20 protein-coding genes and 1 other RNA gene are annotated in these 23,350 nt (G+C 68.1%); 7 read left to right on the top strand and 14 right to left on the bottom strand.

Going from position 1 to position 23,350, the window contains the following annotated elements; translation table 11 throughout:
• Nucleotides 1-11 precede the first annotated feature (11 nt).
• Nucleotides 12-1,856 carry a 2-oxoglutarate dehydrogenase, E2 component, dihydrolipoamide succinyltransferase gene (gene sucB / locus NS354_RS05900; RefSeq protein ID WP_058593654.1) on the top strand — a complete coding sequence of 615 codons (1,845 nt, stop codon included), beginning with the start codon at nt 12-14 and terminating at the stop codon, nt 1,854-1,856.
• Nucleotides 1,857-1,884: 28 nt separating this feature from the next.
• Here sucB and NS354_RS05895 read toward each other — a convergent pair whose 3' ends face one another.
• Nucleotides 1,885-2,130 (bottom strand): hypothetical protein, encoded by a 246-nt coding sequence (locus NS354_RS05895; RefSeq protein ID WP_058593653.1) that lies wholly within the window; start codon nt 2,128-2,130, stop codon nt 1,885-1,887.
• A gap of 420 nt (nt 2,131-2,550) precedes the next feature.
• On the opposite strand from NS354_RS05895, the gene NS354_RS05890 reads away from it, so the two are divergent.
• The 4 genes from NS354_RS05890 to NS354_RS05875 all read left to right on the top strand — a co-directional run bounded on the left by NS354_RS05890 (nt 2,551) and on the right by NS354_RS05875 (nt 6,244).
• Nucleotides 2,551-3,240, top strand: coding sequence for a DUF4191 domain-containing protein (locus NS354_RS05890; RefSeq protein ID WP_058593652.1), 690 nt, complete (start codon nt 2,551-2,553; stop codon nt 3,238-3,240).
• A gap of 3 nt (nt 3,241-3,243) precedes the next feature.
• A complete protein-coding gene (locus NS354_RS05885) occupies nt 3,244-3,672 on the top strand; it encodes an RDD family protein (protein WP_058593651.1) in 429 nt (142 codons plus the stop codon).
• A 152-nt stretch (nt 3,673-3,824) separates the two neighbouring features.
• The gene (glnA, locus tag NS354_RS05880; protein ID WP_058593650.1) at nt 3,825-5,249 is read left to right on the top strand and encodes a type I glutamate--ammonia ligase; all 1,425 of its coding nucleotides are present in this window, start codon (nt 3,825-3,827) and stop codon (nt 5,247-5,249) included.
• Between the two features lie 533 nt (nt 5,250-5,782).
• Nucleotides 5,783-6,244 (top strand): hypothetical protein, encoded by a 462-nt coding sequence (locus NS354_RS05875; RefSeq protein ID WP_058593649.1) that lies wholly within the window; start codon nt 5,783-5,785, stop codon nt 6,242-6,244.
• Nucleotides 6,245-6,357: 113 nt separating this feature from the next.
• Here the strand turns inward: NS354_RS05875 and NS354_RS13340 are convergent, their stop codons facing one another.
• From NS354_RS13340 to NS354_RS05860, 4 genes are all read right to left on the bottom strand, one after another.
• Nucleotides 6,358-7,473 (bottom strand): hypothetical protein, encoded by a 1,116-nt coding sequence (locus NS354_RS13340; protein ID WP_153002123.1) that lies wholly within the window; start codon nt 7,471-7,473, stop codon nt 6,358-6,360.
• A 1,243-nt stretch (nt 7,474-8,716) separates the two neighbouring features.
• Nucleotides 8,717-9,316: a hypothetical protein gene (locus tag NS354_RS05870; RefSeq protein WP_241490366.1), complete on the bottom strand. Its 600-nt coding sequence runs from the start codon at nt 9,314-9,316 to the stop codon at nt 8,717-8,719.
• A 75-nt stretch (nt 9,317-9,391) separates the two neighbouring features.
• Nucleotides 9,392-10,021 carry a GyrI-like domain-containing protein gene (locus NS354_RS05865; protein WP_058593648.1) on the bottom strand — a complete coding sequence of 210 codons (630 nt, stop codon included), beginning with the start codon at nt 10,019-10,021 and terminating at the stop codon, nt 9,392-9,394.
• 147 nt (nt 10,022-10,168) lie between these two features.
• The gene (locus tag NS354_RS05860; protein ID WP_058593647.1) at nt 10,169-11,635 is read right to left on the bottom strand and encodes an InlB B-repeat-containing protein; all 1,467 of its coding nucleotides are present in this window, start codon (nt 11,633-11,635) and stop codon (nt 10,169-10,171) included.
• A 411-nt stretch (nt 11,636-12,046) separates the two neighbouring features.
• On the opposite strand from NS354_RS05860, the gene NS354_RS05855 reads away from it, so the two are divergent.
• The gene (locus NS354_RS05855; RefSeq protein WP_153002122.1) at nt 12,047-12,487 is read left to right on the top strand and encodes a hypothetical protein; all 441 of its coding nucleotides are present in this window, start codon (nt 12,047-12,049) and stop codon (nt 12,485-12,487) included.
• A gap of 280 nt (nt 12,488-12,767) precedes the next feature.
• On the opposite strand, the gene NS354_RS05850 is transcribed toward NS354_RS05855, so the two are convergent.
• From NS354_RS05850 to NS354_RS05840, 3 genes are all read right to left on the bottom strand, one after another.
• Nucleotides 12,768-15,827, bottom strand: coding sequence for a bifunctional [glutamine synthetase] adenylyltransferase/[glutamine synthetase]-adenylyl-L-tyrosine phosphorylase (locus NS354_RS05850; RefSeq protein WP_058593645.1), 3,060 nt, complete (start codon nt 15,825-15,827; stop codon nt 12,768-12,770).
• A gap of 18 nt (nt 15,828-15,845) precedes the next feature.
• Entirely contained in the window at nt 15,846-17,183 is a 1,338-nt protein-coding gene (gene glnA, locus NS354_RS05845; RefSeq protein WP_058593644.1) for a type I glutamate--ammonia ligase, read from the bottom strand.
• Nucleotides 17,184-17,297: 114 nt separating this feature from the next.
• A complete protein-coding gene (locus NS354_RS05840; RefSeq protein ID WP_058593674.1) occupies nt 17,298-17,501 on the bottom strand; it encodes a hypothetical protein in 204 nt (67 codons plus the stop codon).
• 79 nt (nt 17,502-17,580) lie between these two features.
• Here NS354_RS05840 and map point away from each other — a divergent pair, with 79 nt between their 5' ends.
• Entirely contained in the window at nt 17,581-18,456 is an 876-nt protein-coding gene (map, locus tag NS354_RS05835) for a type I methionyl aminopeptidase (protein ID WP_058593643.1), read from the top strand.
• A gap of 57 nt (nt 18,457-18,513) precedes the next feature.
• Here the strand turns inward: map and rnpB are convergent.
• The 6 genes from rnpB to NS354_RS05810 form a co-directional block, all read right to left on the bottom strand.
• Nucleotides 18,514-18,897: RNase P RNA component class A (gene rnpB, locus NS354_RS06015), an RNA gene on the bottom strand.
• A 9-nt stretch (nt 18,898-18,906) separates the two neighbouring features.
• Entirely contained in the window at nt 18,907-19,653 is a 747-nt protein-coding gene (locus NS354_RS05830; protein ID WP_058593642.1) for a zinc ribbon domain-containing protein, read from the bottom strand.
• Between the two features lie 34 nt (nt 19,654-19,687).
• Nucleotides 19,688-20,533, bottom strand: coding sequence for a Nif3-like dinuclear metal center hexameric protein (locus NS354_RS05825; RefSeq protein ID WP_058593641.1), 846 nt, complete (start codon nt 20,531-20,533; stop codon nt 19,688-19,690).
• A gap of 4 nt (nt 20,534-20,537) precedes the next feature.
• A complete protein-coding gene (locus NS354_RS05820; RefSeq protein ID WP_010157115.1) occupies nt 20,538-21,203 on the bottom strand; it encodes a methionine ABC transporter permease in 666 nt (221 codons plus the stop codon).
• Entirely contained in the window at nt 21,203-22,231 is a 1,029-nt protein-coding gene (locus NS354_RS05815; protein ID WP_058593640.1) for a methionine ABC transporter ATP-binding protein, read from the bottom strand. The genes NS354_RS05820 and NS354_RS05815 overlap by 1 nt, the downstream gene beginning before the upstream one ends.
• A 79-nt stretch (nt 22,232-22,310) precedes the next feature.
• The gene (locus NS354_RS05810; protein ID WP_058593639.1) at nt 22,311-23,225 is read right to left on the bottom strand and encodes a MetQ/NlpA family ABC transporter substrate-binding protein; all 915 of its coding nucleotides are present in this window, start codon (nt 23,223-23,225) and stop codon (nt 22,311-22,313) included.
• Nucleotides 23,226-23,350 lie beyond the last annotated feature (125 nt).

Genomic DNA, 23,350 nt, shown 5'->3' with positions numbered 1-23,350 from the left:
AGAAATGCACGATGAGTGAATCGGTGGTCCTCCCCGCACTGGGCGAGAGTGTGACCGAAGGGACGGTGACGCGCTGGCTCAAGAACGTCGGCGACTCCGTCGAGGTCGACGAGCCCCTCCTCGAGGTATCGACCGACAAGGTCGATACCGAGATTCCCTCGCCGGTCGCCGGCGTCGTCGAGGAGATCCTCGTGCAGGAGGACGAGACGGCGGAGGTCGGTGCGGTGCTCGCCAAGGTGGGCGACGGCAGCGGCTCGACGGACGCCGCGCCCGCAGATGAGCCCGCGACGGCGGATGCCGAGGCCGAGCCTGCGGCCGCGCAGTCCGAGCCGGCTCAGCAGTCCCAGCCGGCACAGCAGCCCGAGACGCAGTCCGCATCGGAACCGCAGGCGCAGCCCGCCGCGCAGTCCGGTGGAGACGACGCGGGATCAGCCGGCGGCGATTCTCAGAGCGTCAAGCTCCCCTCGCTCGGTGAGAGCATCACCGAGGGCACGGTGACGCGCTGGTTGAAGAGCGTGGGAGATTCGGTCGAGGTCGACGAGCCGCTGCTCGAAGTGTCGACGGATAAGGTCGACACCGAGGTTCCGTCGCCGTTCGCGGGGGTGCTGCAGGAGATTCTCGTGCAGGAGGACGACACGGTCGAGGTCGGCGGCGAACTCGCCCGCATCGGCAGCGGCGCACCTGCTTCCAGCGGCGAGAGCGCTCCCGCCGAGCCGCAGCAGACCGAGCCGCAGCAGGCTTCGTCCGCCGATGCGCCGCAGCAGGAGGCGTCCGCCCCCAGTGAGGCGACGTCGCAGCAGCCCGCCGCTCCGGCGGCGAGCGGTGCGGCCGGTTACGAGAAGCCGGCCCCGGCCGATGAGCAGGCCGGTGCTCCGACGCAGCCGGCCGCGCAGGCACCTACCGCCGAGGCTCCTGCAGCGTCGACCGCGCAGAGCTCCGAGTCGAACGCCGGGTACGTCACGCCGATCGTGCGCAAGCTCGCGCACGAGCGCGGGGTGGACCTCTCCTCTCTGACGGGCTCGGGCGTCGGCGGACGCATCCGCAAGGAGGACGTGCTGGCGGCCGCCGAGCGCGCATCGTCGGCTCGGCCCGCAGCGCAGGCGCCCGCCGCGCAGTCCGCTCCGGCTCCCGAGGTCTCGGAGCTCCGCGGCACCTCGCAGAAGATGAGCCGACTGCGCAAGGTGATCGCCGAGCGCGCCGTCGCGTCGCTGCAGAGCACGGCGCAGCTGACCACCGTCGTCGAGGTCGACGTGACGCGCATTGCGCAGCTGCGTCAGGCGAAGAAGGACGAGTTCCTGGAGAAGACGGGTTCGAAGCTCTCGTTCCTGCCGTTCTTCGCGCTCGCTGCAGCGGAGGCGCTCCGCACGTACCCGATCATCAATGCGACGGTCGACGGGGATTCGATCACCTACCCGTCGACTGAGAACATCAGCATCGCCGTCGACACGGAGCGGGGTCTCCTCACTCCCGTGCTCCGTGACGCCGGCGAGAAGAATCTGAGCGAGATCTCGGGCGAGATCGCGGATCTCGCGGCTCGCACGCGCGACAACAAGTTGACGCCGGATGAGCTCAGCGGGGGCACGTTCACGCTCACGAACACGGGTTCGCGCGGCGCGCTGTTCGATACGCCGCTCGTCTTCCTGCCGCAGGTCGCCATTCTGGGAACCGGCGCGGTCGTGAAGAAGCCGGTCGTCATCTCCGGCCCCGAGGGCGACTCGATCGCCGTTCGCTCGACGGTGTACCTCGCGCTCTCCTACGATCACCGGATCGTCGACGGCGCGGATGCGGCCCGGTTCCTGACCCAGGTGCGCGAGCGCCTGGAGGGCGGCCAGTTCGAGGCGAACCTCGGAATCTGATCCGTCCCGCACGCAAGAGCCGCGGTCATCATTCGTGATGCCCGCGGCTCTTGCGGTTCCGGGGAACCGCGGTCGGGCACGCCCGCGAGCGGGCCTCGCCTGCACCCGCTGCCCCGGGCGCGGGCGTGACGCGGCGCTCGATCACCTCGTGGACCGCCTCGCGGGCGGCATCGATGCGCCAGGACGCTCCGCGACGGCTCAGCTCGTCGATCGCCTCGCCCAATGCCGCATCGATCAGGGGCGCGGCGCCCGCGGCATCGGCAAGGGAGGTCATCCGGGTGAGTTCGTGCTGCGGAACGCCGAGTGCGGCGCACCCCGCATCGTGTCCGCGGACCCTGTGGCGACGCTCCGCACCTTCCGGCGCGCCGCAGCGTCCACGAGCTCGGTGCTCGAGGCCCTCCTCGGTCCACTCGAGCGCACGGCGCGCGAGCTGCGCTGCGGCACCTGCACGACGCACCCGATGTGCTCCTGGTTTCATTCCCTGCTCCCTCCCGTCAACGCCCTCGCCCGCCGTCGAGTCATCGGGCGGGGTGGGTTCCGAGTGTGGCAGTCACCGCCGCGCTCGGGGACGCGGCTCGCAATCCTGTGGATCACAGCGACCCCGACGCCTTTGCGCTCGCCTGTGAGCGAACACGCGCCTCGGGATGCCCGCGCAGCGTCATCCTTCGCGCGCTCGCCACGGTATCCTGGAGGCATGGCAGCAGAGAAGGCGAAGCGCAACGGTCGTATTCGGCAGATGTTCGAGATCTATCGCACCACGAAGGTGCATGACACGAACCTGCCGTGGATCCTGCTCCTCTGCTTCATCGCCCCCGTCGTCGTCGCCGTGCTCCTCGCCTGGCTGCTGCCGGGAAGCTGGCTGTCGTGGGTGCTCTGGCCCATCACGGGCGTGCTCGTCGGCATCCTGCTCGTCATGATCGTGCTCGGCCGCCGCGCCGAACGCACCGCGTACGAGCAGATCGAGGGCCGCCCGGGCGCGGTCGGCGCCGTCGTGCAGAGCGCTCTGCGCCGATCCTGGCGCGGATCGGAGACGCCGATCGCCATCAACCGGAACCAGGACGCCGTGTACCGGGTCGTGGGCCGCGGCGGAGTCGTACTCATCTCCGAGGGGTCGCGTCAGCGCACGCAGCGCATGGCTGCCGACGAGGAGCGGAAGGTGAAGCGCGCGCTGCGCAACGTCGAGGTCGTGCACCTCTACGTCGGCCCGGACGGCGACGGCATTCCTCTCGCGAAACTGTCGCGCACCCTCGTCAAGCTCAAGCCCGTCATGAGTCGCGCCGAGGTCGGAGCGGTCTACACGCGACTGTCGTCGCTGCAGAGCTCGCCTGTGGGCATCCCCAAGGGGATGGACCCGAACCGCGTTCGCTCGCAGCGCCCGCGCTGACCCATGCCCGCCCCAGCTCCGCAGCGCTTCGGCGAGCTCGAACCGAGCCAGTGGCCCGGCGAGCGGCTCGGTCTCCCCGACGAGGGCCCGCGCTCGGTGGCGCGCGTCGGCCGCCGCGTCGTTGCGATCCTCATCGACTGGGGGCTCGCCGCACTCCCCGCGTATTTGCTCATCGGGGGGCTCCACCCGGAGCTCTGGAATGTGGTGATCTTCGCGCTGCTGCAGATCGTCTTCATCCCGACGATCGGCGGATCGCTCGGCCATCGCATCATGGGGCTCAGGGTCGTGCCGATCTCCGGAGGGTGGGTCGGCCTGTGGCGGCCGCTCGTGCGCACCGTTCTGCTCTGCCTCGTCATACCCGTGCTGGTGTGGGATTCGGATCAGCGCGCCTTCCACGACAAGATCGCCGGAACGGTGCTCATCCGGGGGTGACGGGGCTGCCGCAGGTTTCGCTCGTGAACGCCGCGTAACACTCGCGAAACACACGACTCACGGTTTTGAAATCATGCTCGCGTAAGGTGGAGGCACACGATCGGCGCGGTGAAGATCCGATATCCGCGGCCGGAATCAACCCGAGGAGCAGAATGTTCACCACCCCGCAGGAAGTCATCGACTTCATCAAGGAAACCGATGTGAAGTTCGTCGACATCCGCTTCACCGATCTCCCCGGGGTGCAGCAGCACTTCAACATCCCCGCTGCGACGGTGGACGAGGACTTCTTCGAGATCGGGCAGATGTTCGACGGCTCGTCGATCCGCGGATTCGCCGGAATCGCGGAGTCCGACATGCAGCTCATCCCCGACGTCACGACGGCTTACCTCGATCAGTTCCGCGCGGAGCGCACGCTGATCGTCATCTGCGACATCTTCAACCCGCGCACGGGCGAGATCTACTCGAAGGATCCGCGTCAGGTGGCGAAGAAGGCCGAGCAGTACCTCGCGTCGACCGGCGTCGCCGACACCGCGTTCTTCGCTCCGGAGGCGGAGTTCTACATCCTCGACTCCGTCCGCTACGAGACGACGCCCCGCCGTACGATGTACGAGATCGACTCGGAAGAGGCGAGCTGGAACTCCGCTCGCGAGGTCGAGGGCGGCAACCTCGGCAACACCACCCGCGAGAAGGGCGGCTACTTCCCGGTCTCCCCCGTCGACAAGCAGGCGGATCTGCGCGACGACATCTCGCTGCGACTCATCGAGGCCGGGCTGCAGCTCGAGCGCTCGCACCACGAGGTCGGCGCACCCGGCCAGGCGGAGATCAACTACCGCTTCGACACGCTGGTGAAGGCCGCCGACGACGTACTGAAGTTCAAGTACGTGGTGAAGAACACGGCTGAGCTGTGGGGCAAGACGGCGACCTTCATGCCGAAGCCCGTCTTCGGCGACAACGGCTCGGGCATGCACACGCACATGTCGCTCTGGAAGGGCGGCGAGCCGCTCTTCTACGACGAGAACGGCTACGCGCAGCTCTCCGACATCGCCCGCTGGTACATCGGCGGCATCCTGCACCACGCCCCCGCGCTGCTGGCGTTCACGAACCCCACGATCAACAGCTACCGCCGCCTCGTGAAGGGCTACGAAGCGCCGGTGAACCTCGCCTACTCGGCCGGCAACCGCTCCGCAGCCGTGCGCATCCCGCTCACCGGTTCGAACCCGAAGGCGAAGCGCATCGAGTTCCGGGCACCCGACGCCTCGGGCAACCCCTACCTCGCATTCGCGGCGCAGATGATGGCCGGGCTGGACGGCATCCGCAACCGCATCGAGCCGATGGATCCCATCGACAAGGACCTCTACGAGCTGCCCCCGGAGGAGGCGAAGAACATTCCCCAGGTGCCGGGCTCGCTCGAGGAAGCGCTCGACGCACTCGAAGCCGATCACCAGTTCCTCCTGGAGGGCGATGTGTTCACAGAGGAGCTCGTCGAGACCTGGATCGCGTTCAAGCGCGAGGTCGAGATCGCGCCGATGGCGCTGCGCCCGCACCCCTTCGAGTTCGAGCTGTACTACGGCGTGTGACGCACGCGCGTCTTTCGGCGGCCTCGTGACGTCCGGATGACGGCCGAGGTCGCGCCGTGAAGTGCCCCTCCCCGTAGCGCGGAGAGGGGCACTTCACTGTCTCCGAGGGGCATGAACGACCTGTGCATCGGGTTGCACGGGGAATGGTCAGCACACCGGCAATGATCTCCGACCTATCCCCGGATGTCCGCCCGAGGGACGCATGATCCCGCCGCCGGTCCCGGCCTCCCGAAACTCTGCACCGGAGTCCTTCAGCGTCGAATGGGGTTGCGTGCTCGGGAGCTGATGAGCCAACGCCATGAGTAGGGGTGACGCACCACTCAGTACGTGGTCGAGCTGAAGGATACCGAGCCACCGCCTGTTGCCGATGCTACAACGTGCGGTTCCCCTCACCGTCGCCGACGTAGATTGGTTTCCAGCCTTCACGGTGCCGCAGCGGCAATCGTCGCTGTTTCGCCTCCAGACGCCATGAAAGCACATATGTCGGTGTCGGGCATGACAACGACAGCGAGAAACTTGCCCGCGGAGTCGGCGTGGTGGCGGAGGCGAGAGGCTGTCTGGCTCGGCAGATCGCTGCGGACTCGGCGCAGGGGCGATACCGCCTCGAGGCGCTCGAGAACTCGACGAAGCTGAAGGAGCTCGCTTACGCAGAGTCATTCGGCCCGGCCGCGATCGATGCGCTCGACGGCGCGGAGCAAGTGGTTCAGTGCAGCTGGGCGTACCCGAACGCCGATGGCGTGGCGACCGTGTTCGTCGCCAGGCTTCCGACTTCGACTCGCGAGCGGTTCGTGGCATCCCTCCGCGATTCCGTATTCATCGAGCGGACAGCAGGCAGCGCTGTCATCTTCGAGGATCACGGTCCCCAGCGACGGAAGAGCATGCCGGTCAGCTACGGCTTCGTCGAAGACCTTTGGGTGACGCACATCGGTGTTCTCCCGCTGTTCGAACCCGTCCTACGACGAACGAGCGAGCTGAATCTCAGCCAGACTTCTTGATTTCATCAACCCTTGTGTGCTTCTTTCGGCCTCGCGTCAGATGCTGCTGCCGAAAAGCCACCATCGGCAGCGGCTGGAGGGATCCCGCGTCGGCATCGCTCCGTTCACCGCTTTCAGCGGAGCATCTCCGACGCCTGCCATTCGTTCCACGCGAAGGATGCAGCTTTGTCCCGAACGCGCGGGTTGAAGATGACCGCATCCGGGCTGGCGGCATCACGAAGCACGAACAAATCACCCCAGTACGATGGCGCGATCAGGGCTACGGTGATGGAGTCGACGTCGAATTCCACGCACAATCTCTGACCGTCTCGGTTGCGGTACGAATCGATGTCGGTGCCTTGGCAGTAGGGCGGTGTTTTCGTCGACTGCCAACCAGCGGCGCTCAGCTCGTTTTCGAGTTGCGCTCGGTCCGGTACTGCGTTCTCCGTCATAAACTCGGCAGATGCGTAAATGTCATAACAAGGGTGGTGCGTACCCTCGCACGAACCGAACATCCACGGATACGCATGGGTCCAGCCTTCCGGTGCGATCATTCTGCGCACTTTGCTCAACGATTGCTGCGTCCCCGCCTCGCGCTGCGAGAGGAGCGTGAGCTGTGCGTCGACCGGCCGTGATGTGGCAGGTTCGGGACGTTCTCCGGCAGCATCAATGCGTGCGCCTTCCAGCGGTACGCACAGCAGCGCCGAAACCACCACGACACAAGGAGCGACCCAGGCAACGACGACCCCGAGTTCCGCTCGTCGCTGATAAGGGGTCCCCGTGTTGGAAAACGATGTCGTGAACAACAGCGCCACCCAGGTGGCCAATCCGACGACGCCGGCGGTTATGAGCATGCGATCGTTCCACGCTTGCGATACACCCTCCGCGCTGAGGAACTCGAGCACGGTAGCAACACTCCCAACTTTGTCAGAAAATGTGCATACGACAGTGACCCAGCTCCACCAATGCACCATCAGAAGCCCGAGCGAGTTGCTGGGGACGACGCGCCACCCCCGCGCCCGGGAGATGAAGTAGGGAACGAGCGCAAGGAGAACCGAAGTGGGAATGATGAACCACGAGAAGCGGATCAGCAGGAGACGTTCGAGCTCGCCGACGCCCCAGCAGATGGACGCTGGAATAATGAATGCCACGAAGGGCCAGGCAACAAACGCTGCGCGTGAGAGTCTGGCCGCGTTACGGTGAAGCGCAAAGCGGTAGAGATGGCTGGTTCTGCGAGTGTGAGAACTCATAGATCTCTCCTACGACTCTTGGTGAATGGTGAGCGGATGAGGGCCGGCTTGGCCCCGCCCTTCGACGGGCAGGCGCACTCGATCTGTCGAACACCCACCACGGGTGTCCGAGCCGGTGCCGCACCGAGCCAACGATGGCCTCTTAGGGGAAACCGTACTGACTGTTCCGCATGAACCCGACGCGCATTCCCATTGACAAGGAGCGAGGCGCCGGATTCATCGTTCCATCGATTCCATCCGGAGCCTGTTCTGACCCACGTCGACATGACACGACAGAGATCAGAGTCGCGAATGAGGAGCGTCACTCCGACGGTGTGATGCACATCGGCATGATTATGCACAAGCCCCGTTCGTGCATCGCCCGAGGGATCGAAAATCGGCTGTCGATGCTTCCGCGTCAGTTCACCGTTGCTTGGGTTTGGTCGTGCACGGACCTGCTGCCGAGACCGCTGGCTGACCTCGACCCTTGTGGACGCGACCGATGGGAGTGCTGCACACGCTGCCGAGGTGAGTTCTGTCGATGTTGCAGCGCACAAGCCAGGACCGCAACGCTCCAACTCGGCCCTGGCTCGTCGTCTAGGCGCATGCCTACGCCCACTCGGTCGCGAGCGCGCGGTTGAACCGTTCGACCTCACCGTTCATCAAGTCGCGAACGCCAATTCAAGAACTTCTACCGCGGTAACGCCCCTCTCTCACCGGTACGAATCTCACGTATACGCGACACTGGAATGGTCATCGAACACAGTGTGGACGGAGTCGTTTCCGAGTCCCGCTTCTGAATCGGCCGTTCGCCACGGCTGTGCAGCCGCCACCCGCCCCCGGTCGGGCGCCTGGCCGGGTTTCTTCACATCGATATGGATCAACGAACCGGACTCGTCGTGCTCGTTACGGCTCACGGATTCACGGCTCCTGGCGCCCGTGACACTATCGCGCCGTTCCGCGCTACCACGGCTACGCGGTCGTCCGAGACATCCGGTTGTTCACTGCGCCGTGCGCGAAGCACGCCCCCACTGTTTACCTTGTTCACGTCCGAGGGGGGGTCTCTGCCACGTCGACAACGTTCCGGTTCAATACACCTGATCGCCCGTATTGCTTTGCCCGACCCTCGGAGCGGCCCCCTGCCACGACGCGGTTCGTCCGATCCCGTCGAGGGAGGAAGCGACACCATCGACCGCAGACTACCCTCGCATCATGTTACGAGCACCCAGGGCTGAGAAATGCCAGCGCGCAGCGCGCACAGACCTCACGAATCTCGCTTCGCCTGCCTCCGGGCTCCCTGGGCAATGCTCGATGCGTCGCGCTTGAGCTGCCCGCTGTGCTTCGAATGCTCTCGCAGCCGCCCCGGATCGGGTACCTTCCCGTCCGAATCCGGTCCGTGCGGCTCCGGCCCGGCACTCCTGGCGCTCCGAGCACGTTGCAAACGCTCGCGCTTCAGCTCCTCCGCCTGCTCATGCGCGACCGCTGCGAGGCGAGCGGACACGAGCGACAGCGCCTCCTCGAACACCTCGGCACGCAGCCGCGACTTGCCGCCTTTCGGGTATGCGGCTCCGCGCGCCCCGACTTCGACGACGTCGACGGCTGCCTTCCTGCGGTAGTTGGTGGTGTGCTTGTTCCGCGCTCGTCGAATCCGGCGGTGCAGCGCGAGCAGGTCGTCTTCGTCGAGCGCATGCATTCGGTCGGGGTCGAGTTCGCGGATGAGGTCGCGCTCCCTGTCCTTCAGTACCCAGAGATGATCCTCCATCGTCGAGCCTCCTCGCTCATCGAGATCACGGTCACGTGATCGGTGGTGCTCAGCATACGCATTCGCGCCCTGAAAGTGGAGGGCCGCGATGCACTGGGGCACGATCTCGGGCGCTGCGGGCGCATCGCCTGAGATCGTCATCCGTGTTCGGGTGCAGCACGGACGACGGCACAGGGCTCAGCGATCGGTTGCGGCGGCGACGGGCTGCCGCAGAATCGTCCGCAACTTCTCCGGCGCCGCCTTGCGGAAGTCGGTGAGGTAGATCTCATGGTGCGTGCCGTTCATGCGGTATCCGTTCTCCGGTATGAACTCATGATGCATCGCCTCGAGCACCGCTCCCTCGTCATCGAACGAGCCGACGTGCAGCGTCTGCACGCAGCATCCCTCTGCGAGCGCGTCGAGACGGACATCTTCGAGCCGCACGGGCCCCTGTTTCGCTGCGACTCGATCCCTTGCCTGGAGAAACGCGGAGTGTTCGATCCACTCCGGCACCATGATCATCATCGTCCAATCCCACTTCGACTTGTCGCGGGAGACGGTGAAGGCGTCAGCGCTCTCCGCCCACCAGAGCCCCTCGAGTGGTGGCACGACGTAGTCGCGGCCGAGTTCGCGTTTGCTGAAGAACTTCAGCGCGTAGGCGACGGGGTACAGCGCCGAGAGCGCATCAGCGTAGGCCGGTGATGTATTGGGGTCGCCGTGCCCGTTGACCATGAGGTACTGCATGTCAGGGACGTCGACGACGCGAAACCGATGGTGTGCCGCCCGATAGCTGTCGAGCGTCTTCGTGAAGTCGACCTTGTCGCTCATGATCTCCTGGGGTCGGGGTGGCGAGCCTCGCACCTTGTGCCTGGAGGAGGCTCGCTCGTGCGTGTACTGTTCTGTGCGCGGTGAGCGAAGAGCGCCGTAAGCGGATGTCCGCGAGTCACCGCCAGTCACCCGTAGGCACCGGACCGCCTACTCGGAAGCCCGATGTCTGCGCGCTGCGAGCACTGCGCCTCCGGCGAGCAGCAGCGCGAGAGAGGCAGCCCCCGCGACGCCGAAGGGTGCGCCGTTACCCGTCGAGGCGAGCCCCGGGGGCTGCGTCTGCCCGGCGCCGGGGGGTTGCGTCGGCCCGGCGCTCGGCGGCGGGGCCGGGCTCGGCGTGGGATCCGGAGTCGGATCCGGAGTCGGATCAGGCGTGGGCCCCGGACCGGGCTCCGCGACGGCCTCCCACTGCGCATACAGGGTGAGCGAGCGATCGAAGGGGAAGATCGCTCCGTCGGCGAATGCGGTGCCGGTTCCGTCCGCCTCGGTGTTCCACCCGACGAACTCGAACCCCTCTCGGGTGAACGCGTTGGGGGTCAGGCTTGTCGGCTCCGCAGCCGTCTGCGGGTCCATCGTGCCCTCGCCCGAGTTGGGGTCGAACGTGACGGTGTGCTCGACGGCGACGGCGGCCGCGTTCCAGCCGAACCGGATCGAGGCGGTCGTCTGCTGGGATTCGTTGCCCACGCTGTCTGGCGAACCGAGCTTCATGAAGAACGTGTCGGTCGACGCCCCCGGCTGCAGCGTGACCGGCTCTGCCCAGTCTTCGAGATCGGACAGGAGGAACCTCGTGAGCGACCCCTCGGATGCGAAGCCGGCATAGGTCAGCGTTATGGGCTGGTCGGTGTCGTTGACGATCTGCCCGTAGGCGCCGAGCGCCCGACCGGGGTACGCGATGCCGGCCCCGAGGCCGTCCGTGAAGCCCCAGTCGGTCGTCGGCGACGAGGCGTTGATGACCAGCGGCTCCTCGGGAGAGTTGAGGAGCGCGCCTGTGTAGAACCGGGAGTCGTCCCACTCCCCCTCGACCGGAGCCGCCGCTTCGAGCACCAGTCGAATCAGGTAGTTCTCGTTCGTGATGGCCGTCCCGCCGAGGGGAACGCCGATGGTGACGCTGTAGTCGAAGCTCTCGCCCGGTGCCAGGAGCGTGCCGAAGTCGCAGACCCACCCGTCGGCGGTCGTCGTGGAGGTGGTCACCACCTGATCGTCGCGCCGAATCGAAGGGTAGGCAGGGGCGGGCAGGAGCGTATTGACGACTTCGGGGAGGCCCGCGGACTCGAGGATCGTCGCGTTCGCACCGATCGCCGTGGGAGACGAGGTGAACAGCGGTGAGCGCGACGTGGCGAAGACGCAGAGATCGGTGTCGGAGCCGTTGATCACCTCGCCATTCAGCACCTTCGCGGTCCCTTCGGGGAGCGCCCCGACGGGGAGGGTGATGTTGCTGCTTCCGGCGCTGCTCGCAGTTCCGGGGGCCGTCCAGGTCGCCGGCACCGACGGCACTTCGATGACTGTGGGAAAGAGCTCCGGGTCCGGTGCCGCCTGCGCCGCGGCACCGGTGAAAGCGATCCCGGTCGCGGCGACGATCGCCGCCGCGGTTCCTGTCACGAGAGTTCTCCACTGCATTTCGCTGCTCCTTCGGGTACGACGGTCTGCGGTACCGAAACTCGGCTGCGCGCCGATCCTCAGCTCGATCGCTCCACTCCGTGTGCCCCCGAAGTCGCTTCGTCTCCCTCGACTCCCGGCCGAGGCCAGAACGAATTCGCTCTCAACATACCCCGCCACCTCTCGAATCGGAAGGCCGCATTTCACACGCGCGTGCCCGGCAACCAGCTCTGCCACTCTCGCACCTCCCGACGAGAAGCGGCCGTCTCGCGGCACATTTACGCATGTCCATGCCGATCTTTACGCATGTCCATGCCGATCTTTACGCATTCATCCGTGCAGGCTCAGTAGTCGCGAGGCTCCTTGCAGCAGTATCCGCGCACGGGATGCGCAGCCCGCACGCGCGTTCGGGGAGTATGGAAGCATATGGGCGTGCCCCGAGAACGTCGGGGCCGGATCACGAAGGAGATCGCCCCCATGCAGCGCGCCCGTTTCACCGCCCTCGGAGCCCTCGTCATCGTCGCGTCCCTCACCCTCACCGCCTGCAGCGGCGGAGCGACGGGGAGCTTCTGCGACGAGTACGATGCCGCCGGAGGCACCCTCGCGACGCCCGGGCTGTTCCAGGTCGGCATGCCGGCGGATTCGACCGTCGCCGACCTCACCGAGCGCATCCGAGTGCTCGATGCGGCGACCCCTCCCGAAGACATCGCGGAGGCATGGACCGAGCTTCGCGGTCTCTACGACGAGGCGCTCGGCCTCGCTGCGGCAGCACCAGATGGCGGCGTGGTCACCGATCCCCGCGTCTTCGAGATCGTCGAGGAGTTGGATGCGCCCGCCACCACCGTGCGCGAGTACCTCGACGCGCACTGCTGAAGCAGCACTTCTGCGGCGGCGAAGCCACAGCGCCGCCGAGAACGGCAGGGAGCTGCGGTGCGACGGCTTCGTCGCACCGCGTCGGAGGGACTAGGACTCGAGTTCGTCCTCGTAGTCGGCGCCCTCTTCGGTGAGGAGCGCTTCGAGGAACCTCTGCAAATACTGCATAACAATCAGATTACGCTTGCTGAGCGTTTTCTGCGAGCGTTTTCCGTGAACAGCTGCAGAACCGCGGGTGTCGCGTCTGCGCAGGTTGCGCAACGGAAACCCCGGCACGGGGTCAGCGGAGCGGGAACCGCGGATCCTCCGTGTACCCGAAGAACTCGCGCTCGAATACGGCTCGAGCCCGGCGCGACACCGCGAACCAGCGTTCTTCGAGCTCGGAGGTGTGCGTTCTCGAAAGGCCCAGCACGCCGGCGATCCCGGCGAGATCGCTCCACCCCGCGGGCAGCGAGTCGGAGGATCGTCCAGTCCACAGCTTGAGCGCGGAGCGCACGCTGCTCGCGAAGCGCCACGAGTCGAGCAGGTGGTCGACGTCCTCCGCGGCGAGCAGCTCCTCGGCGCGCGCCGCCTCGAGCGCGGCGACCGTCGACACGGTGCGCAGCGAGTCGTGCTTCGCGCCGGAGCGCAGCTGGAGGAGCTGCACGAGCCACTCGACATCGCTGATGCCGCCGGGGCCCAGCTTCAAGTGCCGTTTCGGGTCGGCTCCGCGCGGCAGACGCTCCGACTCGACGCGGGCCTTGATACGACGCACCTCTCTGACGCGTCCCTCGTCGAACTGCTCGGGGTAACGAATCTCGTCGGCGAGTGCCGCGAAGTCGAGGCCGAGCTGCGCATCTCCGGCGACGGGTCGCGCCCGGAGCAGCGCCTGCGCCTCCCACGTCACCGACCAGCGGTCGTAGTAGGCGCGGTACGCGTCGAGGCTGCGCACCAGCGGCCCGTTCTTCCCCTCGGGGCGCAGATCGAAATCCAGGTCCACGGGGAACCGGGGGTCGGCGACTGCTCGGCGCAGTTCCGAGACGAGCCGTGTCGCCTCGCGCGCGGCGCGGTCGCTCGCGATGTGCGCCGGGGCGCGGAACACGGCGATGAGGTCGATGTCGGAGGCGAATCCGAGCTCCCGACCCCCGTAGCGCCCCATTCCGATGAGCGCCAGTTCGATGGGCACGGGCGCCCCGCCCGCTGCTGGCGAACCCGTTGTGGACCCGTACGGCGCCGTCCCTCCGCGCAGCGCGAGTAGGAGCGCGTCGAGCAGCGCGGTGTGGGCCGCGTCGAGCCCGGCCGAGACCGCGTCGTCGTCGATGACTCCGACCAGTCTTCCCATCGTCAGCCGCAGCACCTCCCGCCGGTGCACGGCGCGGAGAGCTCCGGCGGCCGAGTCGATGCCGGCGCGGCGCGAGGCGATCGCCCGCATCTCGTCGAACAGCACCTGCAGCTGCATCGGCTGCAACAAGGCGTCGCGTTCGAGCCAGGCGACGGCTTCGGGAATCGATTCGAGCAGTTCGGCGGCGTAGCGGGAGTTCGCGAGCACCCGCGTCAGACGCTCCGCCGCCTCGGTGCCGTCGCGCAGCAGGCGCAGGTACCACGGGGTCTCCCGGTTCGCCTCGCTGACGCGGCGGAAGGCGAGCAGTCCGAAGTCGGGGTCGGTGCCGTCGGAGAGCCACTGCAGCAGAACCGGCATGAGGTTGCGCTGGATCATGGCGCGCCGCGAGGTGCCGCGAGTGAGGGCGGCCATGTGCCGCATGGCCCCGTCCGGATCCCGGAAGCCCACGCTTGCGAGACGCGCTCTCGCGGCGTCGCTGCCGAGCACCAGCTCCTCCTCGGGCAGTGCGGCGACGGCGCTGAGCAGCGGAGCGTAGAAGATCTTCAGGTGCAGCTGCCGCACCTCGCGCTTCCGCGCGGTCCAACGGGCGTGCAGCTGCTCGGCGGAGGTCGCGAGACCGGTCGCGCGGGCGAGTACCCGCAGCTCCTGCTCCTCGGTGGGCATGATCGCCGTGCGGCGCAGATCGCGGAGCTGCAGACGATGTTCGAGCACGCGCAGGAACCGGTAGTCGGAGGCGAGGCACTCGCCGTCGCTGCGGGCGATGTATCCGCCGTCGACGAGGGCGCGGAGGGCCGGCAGCGTGCCCGCGCGATGCAGCGACTCGTCGTACTGCCCGTGCACGAGCTGCAGCAGTTGCACGCTGAACTCGATGTCGCGCAGCCCGCCCGGTCCGAGCTTCAGCTGCACCTCGAGCTCGTCGTCGGCGATGTGCTCGGTGACCCGCTCGCGCATCCGCTGCACGGAGCCGACGAAATCCTCGCGCGACGACGAGGCCCACACCGCGTCGCGCGTTGCGGCGACGAACTGCGCGGCGAGCCCGAGGTCTCCGGCGAGCGGGCGCGCCTTGAGCAGCGCTTGGAACTCCCAGGCCTTCGCCCAACGGTCGTAGTAGCTGCGCATGGACCCGAGCGTGCGCACGAGCGGTCCGTGGCGGCCCTCGGGCCGGAGGTTCGCGTCGAGCTGCCAGAGCGGCGGTTCCAGGGAGGGGTCGTGGATGCCGCGCATCACCTCGCTCGCGAGTCGCGTGCCGACGCGGATCAGGCGGTCGTCGTCGAGCGCCTCCGCGTCGGCGCTCTCCACCACGAAAATGACGTCCACATCGGAGACGACGTTGAGCTCTTCGGCCCCGCACTTTCCCATCGCGACGATCCCGAGCCGCACCGCCTCCAGTCGTTCGCTCGCGATGGGAGGCCCCGAGGTGCCCGCGACGAGCGTGGCCCGCGCCACCTGCAGCGATGCGTCGATCGCGGCGGCCGCGAGGCCGGAGAGCGACTCGGCGACGTCTTCGAACACGTCCTCCGCGTTGCCCGCGCGGCCCTGGAAGAGGTCGAAGAGCACGAGCTGCGCGAGCAGCTCGCGGTAGCGCGTGCGCAGCGCGATCCAGCCGGCCTCGGCGACGAGCGTCTCCCCCGTGGCGTCGACGACCGCCCGAAGCAGTTCGGTGCGCGCCTCCTCGGCAGGCACGACGGCCCCGCCTCGGCGCAGAATCTCGGGGAGCCGCGACGGGTGACGCGTGAAGAAGTCGCCCAGCGCGGGTGAGGCGCCCACGAGCACGCACAGTCGCTCGAAGTCGTCGAAGTCGATCGCTGCGAGCACGTCGCGATGCTGCTCGGAGAGCCGGCGCACGCGGTGGAGCGCCGCATCCGGGTCGGCCGCCATCGCGAGACCGCCGAGCAGCGGGCCGATCGGCTGCTCGAGCCGATCGGCGAGCTCCGCCAGCGAATCCCGCGCGTCGGCCAGGTCCTGGAATCCGGCCCGTGCGATCTCGGAGAGGGTGACCGTGGAGTGCTCGCGCGCCATTCGACCAGCGTAGTCGGGTCAGATCGTGTCGAGCATCGACGAGAGCTCGTACGGAGTCACCTGGCTGTGGTATTCGGCCACCTCACGGCGCTTGTCGCGGATGAAGTAGGCGAAGACCTGCTCCCCCAGCGTCTCAGCGACGAGCTCCGAGCGCTCCATCACCGCGAGTGCGTGGTCGAGGCTCGCGGGCAGCGGGTCGAAGCCCATGGCGCGACGCTCGCCGTCGCTCAGCGCCCACACGTTGTTCTCGGCCTCGGGTGGGAGCTCGTACTCCTCTCGGATGCCCTTGAGGCCCGCGGCGAGCAGCATCGAGAAGCCCAGGTACGGGTTCACGGCGCTGTCCATTCCCCGGTACTCGACGCGCGCCGCGTCGCCCTTGCCCGGCTTGTACATCGGCACGCGCACGAGCGCGGAGCGGTTGTTGTGCCCCCAGCTCACGAAGGAGGGCGCCTCGTCGCCGCCCCAGAGGCGCTTGTAGGAGTTGATGTACTGATTGGTGACGGCGGTGATCTCCGGCGCATGGCGCAGCAGGCCCGCGATGAAGCGTCGACCGGTCTGCGAGATCTGATACCGCGCGCCGGCGTCGTAGAACGCGTTCGTGTCGCCCTCGAGCAGCGAGAGGTGCGTGTGCATGCCCGACCCCGGCTGGCCGGCGAGCGGCTTCGGCATGAAGGTCGCGTGCACGCCCTGAGCGATCGCGACCTCCTTCACCACGGTGCGGAAGGTCATGATGTTGTCGGCCGTGGTGAGCGCGTCCGCGTAGCGGAGGTCGATCTCGTTCTGCCCGGGGCCGGCCTCGTGGTGGCTGAACTCCACGGAGATGCCGAGCTCCTCGAGCATGTTGACGCTCTCCCGGCGGAAGTCGTGCGCGGTTCCACCCGGAACGTTGTCGAAGTACCCGGCGCGGTCGACCGGCACGGGCCCGCGGTTGTCGAACTCCTTCGACTTCAGCAGGTAGAACTCGATCTCGGGGTGCGTGTAGAAGCTGAAGCCCTGCTCCGCGGCGGTGGCGAGCGTGCGCTTCAGCACGTTGCGCGGGTCGGCGACGGCCGGCTCGCCGTTCGGGGTCGTGATGTCGCAGAACATGCGCGCGGTCGGCGAGGTCTGACTGCGCCACGGCAGCAGCTGGAAGGTCGAGGGATCGGGCACGGCGAGCAGGTCGGACTCGTACGCGCGCGTCAAACCCTCGATGGCGGAGCCGTCGAAGCCGATGCCCTCGCTGAAGGCGCCCTCGACTTCGGCGGGCGCGAGCGCGACCGACTTCAGCGTGCCCGAGACATCGCTGAACCAGAGCCGAACGAACCTGACACCGCGCTCCTCGATGGTGCGCAGAACAAAATCGCGCTGCTTGCTCACGCCTACTCCGTTCGTCATTGCTGCATGCGGGCACGGTGCGCGCAGCACGCGCGCACCGCCTCCGCCGATGGGCTCAGACTATCTCCTGACCGTGACAATCGTGTTACGTCGGAGTCAGTCTTCGGCGGCCTCCTCCTCGCGCCACTTGCGGGCGCGCTCCGCGACGATGTCCTCGGCCCGCGCCGCTTCCTCGCGCGTCGCGAACGGGCCGATGCGATCCACCGACAGCGATTGGGGGCCCTCCTCGACCTGCCCCGTGCGCGTGTTGAACCAGAACGTCTCGGCGGGATCCTCGATGCCCCACTCCTGCTTGCTCATGTCGGCCTCCACTCGGCGCTCGCGCGCCCTCGTTGACATCCGCGCCCGGCGCTTCCGCGCGCGCTTCTACACTAGAGGCATGCCCTTCGACGCACACGGACACCTGATTCCCGGCACGCGCCCCGCTCTCCGCGCAGTGCCCGCGGCGATCGCGCGGCCGCCCTACGTCGGCCTGGCGAAGCCGCCGGCGTACACGGGCGACAACACGTACGCTCCGGCGGAGGTCGATCGCATCCGCGCCGCGGGGCGCATCGCATCCGGTGCGCTCGACGCCGTCGGCGCAGCGGTGCGGCCCGGCGTCACGACGGCGGAGCTGGATCGTGTCGCGCACGAGTACGTGATCGCGCGAGGCGCCTACCCCTCGACGCTCGGGTACCGCGGATTCCCCGCGTCCTCCTGCACCTCGGTGAACGAGGTGATCTGCCACGGCATTCCCGACGACACGGCGCTGCGCGATGGCGACATCGTGAACGTCGACGTCACGGCATACTTCGACGGGTTCCACGGCGACACGAATCGCACGTACCGCGTCGGGCGCGTCTCCGAGGAGGTCGACCTGCTCGTCGAGCGGACGCGAGAGGCGATGATGCGCGGCATCCGGGCGGCGAAGCCGGGCCGGGCGGTGAACGTGATCGGCCGCGTCATCGAGACGTACGCCAAGCGCTTCGGCTACGGTGTGGTGCGCGACTTCACCGGGCACGGGGTGGGTGCGGCCTTCCACACGGGGCTCATCATCCCGCACTACGACTCGGCCCCGGCCTACGACGACGTGATCAGGCCGGGCATGGTCTTCACGGTCGAGCCGATGCTGACGCTCGGCACGCACGAGTGGGAGCAGTGGGACGATGATTGGACCGTCGTCACCCGCGACCGCAGTGTCACGGCCCAGTTCGAGCACACGGTGCTCATCCGTGAAGACGGCTTCGAGCTGCTCACGGTGTCCGACTCCGCGTAGGCGCGACGCGCGCACGCGGAGCGCGTCGGCGTGCCGTGGCAGCGCTCCTGCGGAAGTGGAATGGGCCGGATCATACGCCGGGTTCTGTTCCGACCGGCGAACCGGCCGGCGACGACCATCTCTCTCGGAGTACCGTTGCCGGCACCCTCCAGCGGCCTACCCGAGGACTCGGCGGGGCGCGTCATCATCCTCTGTCTGGCCTTGCTCCGAACGAGGTTTACCTGGCCGCCCGTGTCACCACGGACGCCGGTGGTCTCTTACACCACCCTTTCAGCCTGACCGGACGCGGCGAACCACGCCAGGCGGTCTACTCTCTGTTGCACTTTCTCGCGGGTTGCCCCGGGTGGGCGTTACCCACCGTTCTCCCCTGCGGAGCCCGGACGTTCCTCGGCGATCCCGCCGCCGAAGCGGCGGAACCGACGCGGTCGTCTCACCGACCCATTCCGAGAATCAGCTTACTGGACGCGCCTCGTCCTCCTCGACGCGCACGAGGATCGCCCCCGTGCCGGGGCAGAACACGATCTCGTCGGGAGCGGCCGCCCGGATGTCGCTGAGCTCGGCCGGGGCGAGCGCCATGTTGCTCGCCTCGGAGACGTTGCCGCGCAGTCGTGCGGCGCCGACGCCGACGCGGCCGCGGATCTCCTCGTAGAGCCCGAGCACGTCGCGCTGCAGTTCGGCCGCGACTCCGGCGCGCTCCTCCGTGTTCGAGGCGAGCTCGCGATCGATCCGCTGCTCGGCTTCGGCGATGCGAGCCTCGATCTCGGCGCGCCGGGCGTCGACGCCGGCGAACAATTCTTCGGCGGTCGAGAACGCCCGCTGCGCCCGTTCCTGCGCCTCCATCAGTTCGAGCTCGCGATCCTCGAGCTCCGACTGGCGTCGCGTGAGCGTCTCGAGCTCGGCCTGCAGCGCCTGCGCCTCCTTGCTCGACGTGCTCGCGGAGAGCAGCTGCTCGTCGCGATCACGGCGCTGCTGCACGAGCGCGACATCCGCCTCGATGCGCTCGAGGTCGGCGCTCTGCGTGTCGAGCTCGCGCTGCGCGGCCATGAACTTCGTGCGCGCCTCGGCGGCGTCGCCGCTCAGCCCGGTGAGCTCTGCGCGCTCGGGGAGCGTCGCGCGACGGCGGCGGAGCCGCGCGATCGTGTTGTCGAGGTCTTGGAGATCGAGCAGCAATCGCTGCTGCCGGGGGCTGGCCTTCATAGCGCAAGCCTACCGCCACCGCCCTCGCACGGCGTCACTCGGGCAGCGCGCCGACGGAGAAGGACCACGGATCAGTGCGGCGCCCGCTCACCCGGAACTGGACGCCGGGCAGACGCGCCGAGAGCAAGTCGGCGGCCCCCGCGAGCCAGAGCGATTCGCTCGCCCAGTGCGCGACGTCGACCAGGGCCGGCCCGCCCACGACCGCGGACGCCTCGAGCGACTCCTGGGCGGGGTGGTGGCGCAGGTCGGAGGTGACGTACACGTCGGCCCCGCGCACGGACGCGTGGTCGAGGAGGCTGTCGCCCGCACCGCCGAGAAGGGCGATGCGCTGCACCAGCCGATCCGGATCGCCGGCGACCCGAACTCCGGAGACCGTCGCCGGCAGCTCGGCGGCGATCCGCTCGGCGAATGCTCGGAGCGACTCGGGAGCTGCGAGCCTCCCGACCCGCCCGATGCCGATCGAGGAGTCGGAGGCGTGGGGCACGATCGGAGCGGTGCCCGTGAGGCCCAGACGCTCGGCGATCACGTCGGAGACGCCGCCGGCGGGCTGATCGGCGTTGGTGTGCGCCGTGAGCAGCGCGCAGCCGCCGCGGATCAGTCGCGCGAGCAGCGCGCCCTTCGCCGTGTCCTCAGCAACCGTGTGCACGCCGCGCAGCAGCAGCGGATGGTGCGTGAGCAGTGCGTCGGCGCCCCACTCGAGCGCCTCCGCCGCTGTCTCCCCCACCGCATCGACGGCGAGCAGCACGCGGCGCAACGGCGCTGAGTCGGCGCCCGTGACGAGCCCGACGCGATCCCACGACTCCGCGATCGCGCCGGGCCAGAGCGCCTCCGCTGCCTCGCGCAGATCTGCGAGTGCGTACGCCTCTCCGGAGTGCTCCACCGTCCTACCTCCTCAGCAGCCTGCGGGCGATCACGTTGCCGAGCAGCTGCACGAGCTGCACGATGACGATGATGAGCAGCACCGCCGCCCAGGTCACCCAGGGGTTGAACTGCCGGTAGCCGTACTGGAGGGCCAGATTGCCGAGCCCGCCGCCGCCGATGACGCCGGCCATCGCGGTCATGTCGACGACCGCGATGAAGGCGAACGTGTAGCCGAGCACCACGGGTCCGAGCCCCTCGGGGATGAGCACCGTGAGGATGGTGCGCAGCGGCCCGGCGCCCATCGCGCGCGACGCCTCGATCACCCCGGGGGGCACCGTCAGCAGGTTCTGCTCGACGAGGCGGGCGATGCCGAACGTCGCCGCGAAGGTGAGCACAAAGATGAGCGCACGATCCCCGATGCCGGTGCCGACGACGACGCGCGCCAGGGGCTGGATCGCGGCGATGAGGATCACGAACGGGATCGGCCGGAAGAAGTTGACGAGGAAGTTGAGCACCACGTAGACGCCGCGGCTCTGCAGCACCCCGCCCTGACGGGTCACGGTGAGCAGCACGCCGAGCACGAGCCCGAGCGCCCCGCCGAGCCCCATCGCGATGACGACGTAGGTGAGCGTCTGCACCGTCGCTTCGAGGAACTTGCCGTTCGAGAGCAGTTCGATGAGGTTGTCCATCAGGCGAGCACCTCCAGGGCCGTCTCCTGCGCGAGCGCCGCGATGGCGTGCTCGACCTTGAGATCGTCGCCGATCAGTTCCAGTGTGAGTTTGCCGAAGCTCCGGCCGCCGACGTCGGTGATGCCGCCGTGGACGATGCTGACGCCGACGCCGCGCTCTGCGAGGGTGCGGAATACGACCGGCTGATCGACGTCGCCGTCGCGGAAGGTCAGCGACACCAGCCTGCCGCGATGCCGCTCGCGCAGGTCGTCGAGCCGGTCGGCGCGCGGCTCGGTGGGCAGCGCCGTCGCCACGAACCGCTTCGTGGTCTGCGACTGCGGATTCGAGAACACGTCGAAGACGTCCCCCTGCTCGACCGCGCGCCCCGAGTCCATGACGGTGACCCGGTCGGCGATCTCGCGCACCACCTCCATCTCGTGCGTGATGAGGATGATGGTGATGCCGAACTCGGCGTTCACCCGCTTCAGCAGCGCGAGCACCTCGCGCGACGTCTGGGGGTCGAGGGCGCTCGTCGCCTCGTCGGCGAGGAGCACACCGGGATTCGTCGCGAGCGCGCGCGCGATGCCGACGCGCTGCTTCTGACCGCCCGAGAGCTGGTCCGTGTAAGCTCCGCTCTTCTCCGACAGGCCGACGAACTCGAGCAGCTCCGCGACGCGGCGTCGGCGCTCCGCAGCCGGCATGCCTGCGACGACGAGGGGGTACTCCACGTTCTTCGCGACCTTCTTCGCATGGAAGAGGTTGAACTGCTGGAAGATCATGCCGATCCGGCCGCGCACCCGGCGCAGCTGGGATTCGGGGAGCGCCGTGATCTCGTCGTCGCCGACGAGGATCCGCCCGTCGCTCGCATGCTCCAGACCGTTCACGAGCCGCAGCAGCGTGCTCTTCCCGGCACCGGAGTACCCGATGATGGCGTGGATCTCGCCCGAGGCCACGTCGATCGTGACGTCATCGACCGCGACGACGGGCGACGCGCTCTTCCCTCGGCCCGGGTAGCGCTTCGACACGCCGATCATCTGGACGCGGGTCATCGCGTCTCCTTTCGGGTCTCACAGCAACGGGGCGCTCGGCGAACCGAACGCCCCGATCCTATGGGGTACGAGCTTCGAATCAGCCCTTGCTCTCGGCGATCTGCGCTTCGGCGTCGGTCTGGATCTCCCGGAGCTCCGCCACCGGCGTATCGAGCAGGATCGCGGAATCGCCGGAGTTCTCGGCGACGCCCGCCTGCACCTCCTCATTGGTCTGGTAGATCTCGACCAGCTTGGCGTAGGTCTCATTCTCGGCGTCGTCGGCGCGCGCGGCGAAGATGTTGATGAAGTACTTCGCGCCCTCATCGCTCGGGTCGTCCTGGTACAGGGCCTCCGAGAACTCGAGCCCGGCGTCGGTGACGAAGTCGTTGTTGACCACGGCGGCGTCGACATCTGCCAGCGAGGTCGCGGTGAACGACGCGTCCATCTCGGTGACCTGCACCTTCGACTTCGCCGTGTCGACGTCATCGGGCGTCGAGAACAGGGTGCCGCCGTCGGTGAGCTCGATGAGCTCCGCCGCCTGGAGCACATTCAGCGCCCGGGCGCGGTTGCTGGGATCCGAGGGAACTGCGACGGTGCCGCCCTCGGGAATGTCCTCGAGCGCGTCGTGCTTCGTCGAGAAGACGCCGAGCGGGTAGATGGCCGTCGCGCCGATCGTCACCAGGTCGTCATCGTTCGAGACGTTGTAGTCGGCGAGGTACTGGATGTGCTGGAACTGGTTGAGGTCGAGCTCGCCCTCGGAGAGCGCCGGGTTGGGCTGGTTGTAGTCGGTGAAGTCGACCAGCTCGACGGTGATGCCCTCATCCGCGGCGGCATCGGTGAACGTCTGCCAGTAGGCGTCGCTCGCGCCGACGACGCCGATGCGGACCGTCTCGGACCCGCTGTCTGCGCCCTCGGCGCCGCCGGCGTCGGTCGAGCAGCCGGCGAGCACCGTCGCGGCGGCCAGTGCGCAGGCGGTGAGTGAGGCGGCGAGGATGCCGCGCTTCGTGAACGTCATAGTGTTCCTCAATGTCGTGATTGGGGATGCGGGCTCGGCGCCCGCGGGGTCGCAGTCCAGCATGTGGGATGCTCGGCGACCGCCGAAATCCGGCTGTCACACGGCGTCATGCGCCCGGCGCGCGC

The organism is Leucobacter chromiiresistens, assembly GCF_001477055.1.
GTDB lineage: Bacteria > Actinomycetota > Actinomycetes > Actinomycetales > Microbacteriaceae > Leucobacter > Leucobacter chromiiresistens_A.
Note: the sequence above shows the minus strand (reverse complement) of the source record. Positions and strands in the feature narration are given on the sequence as shown.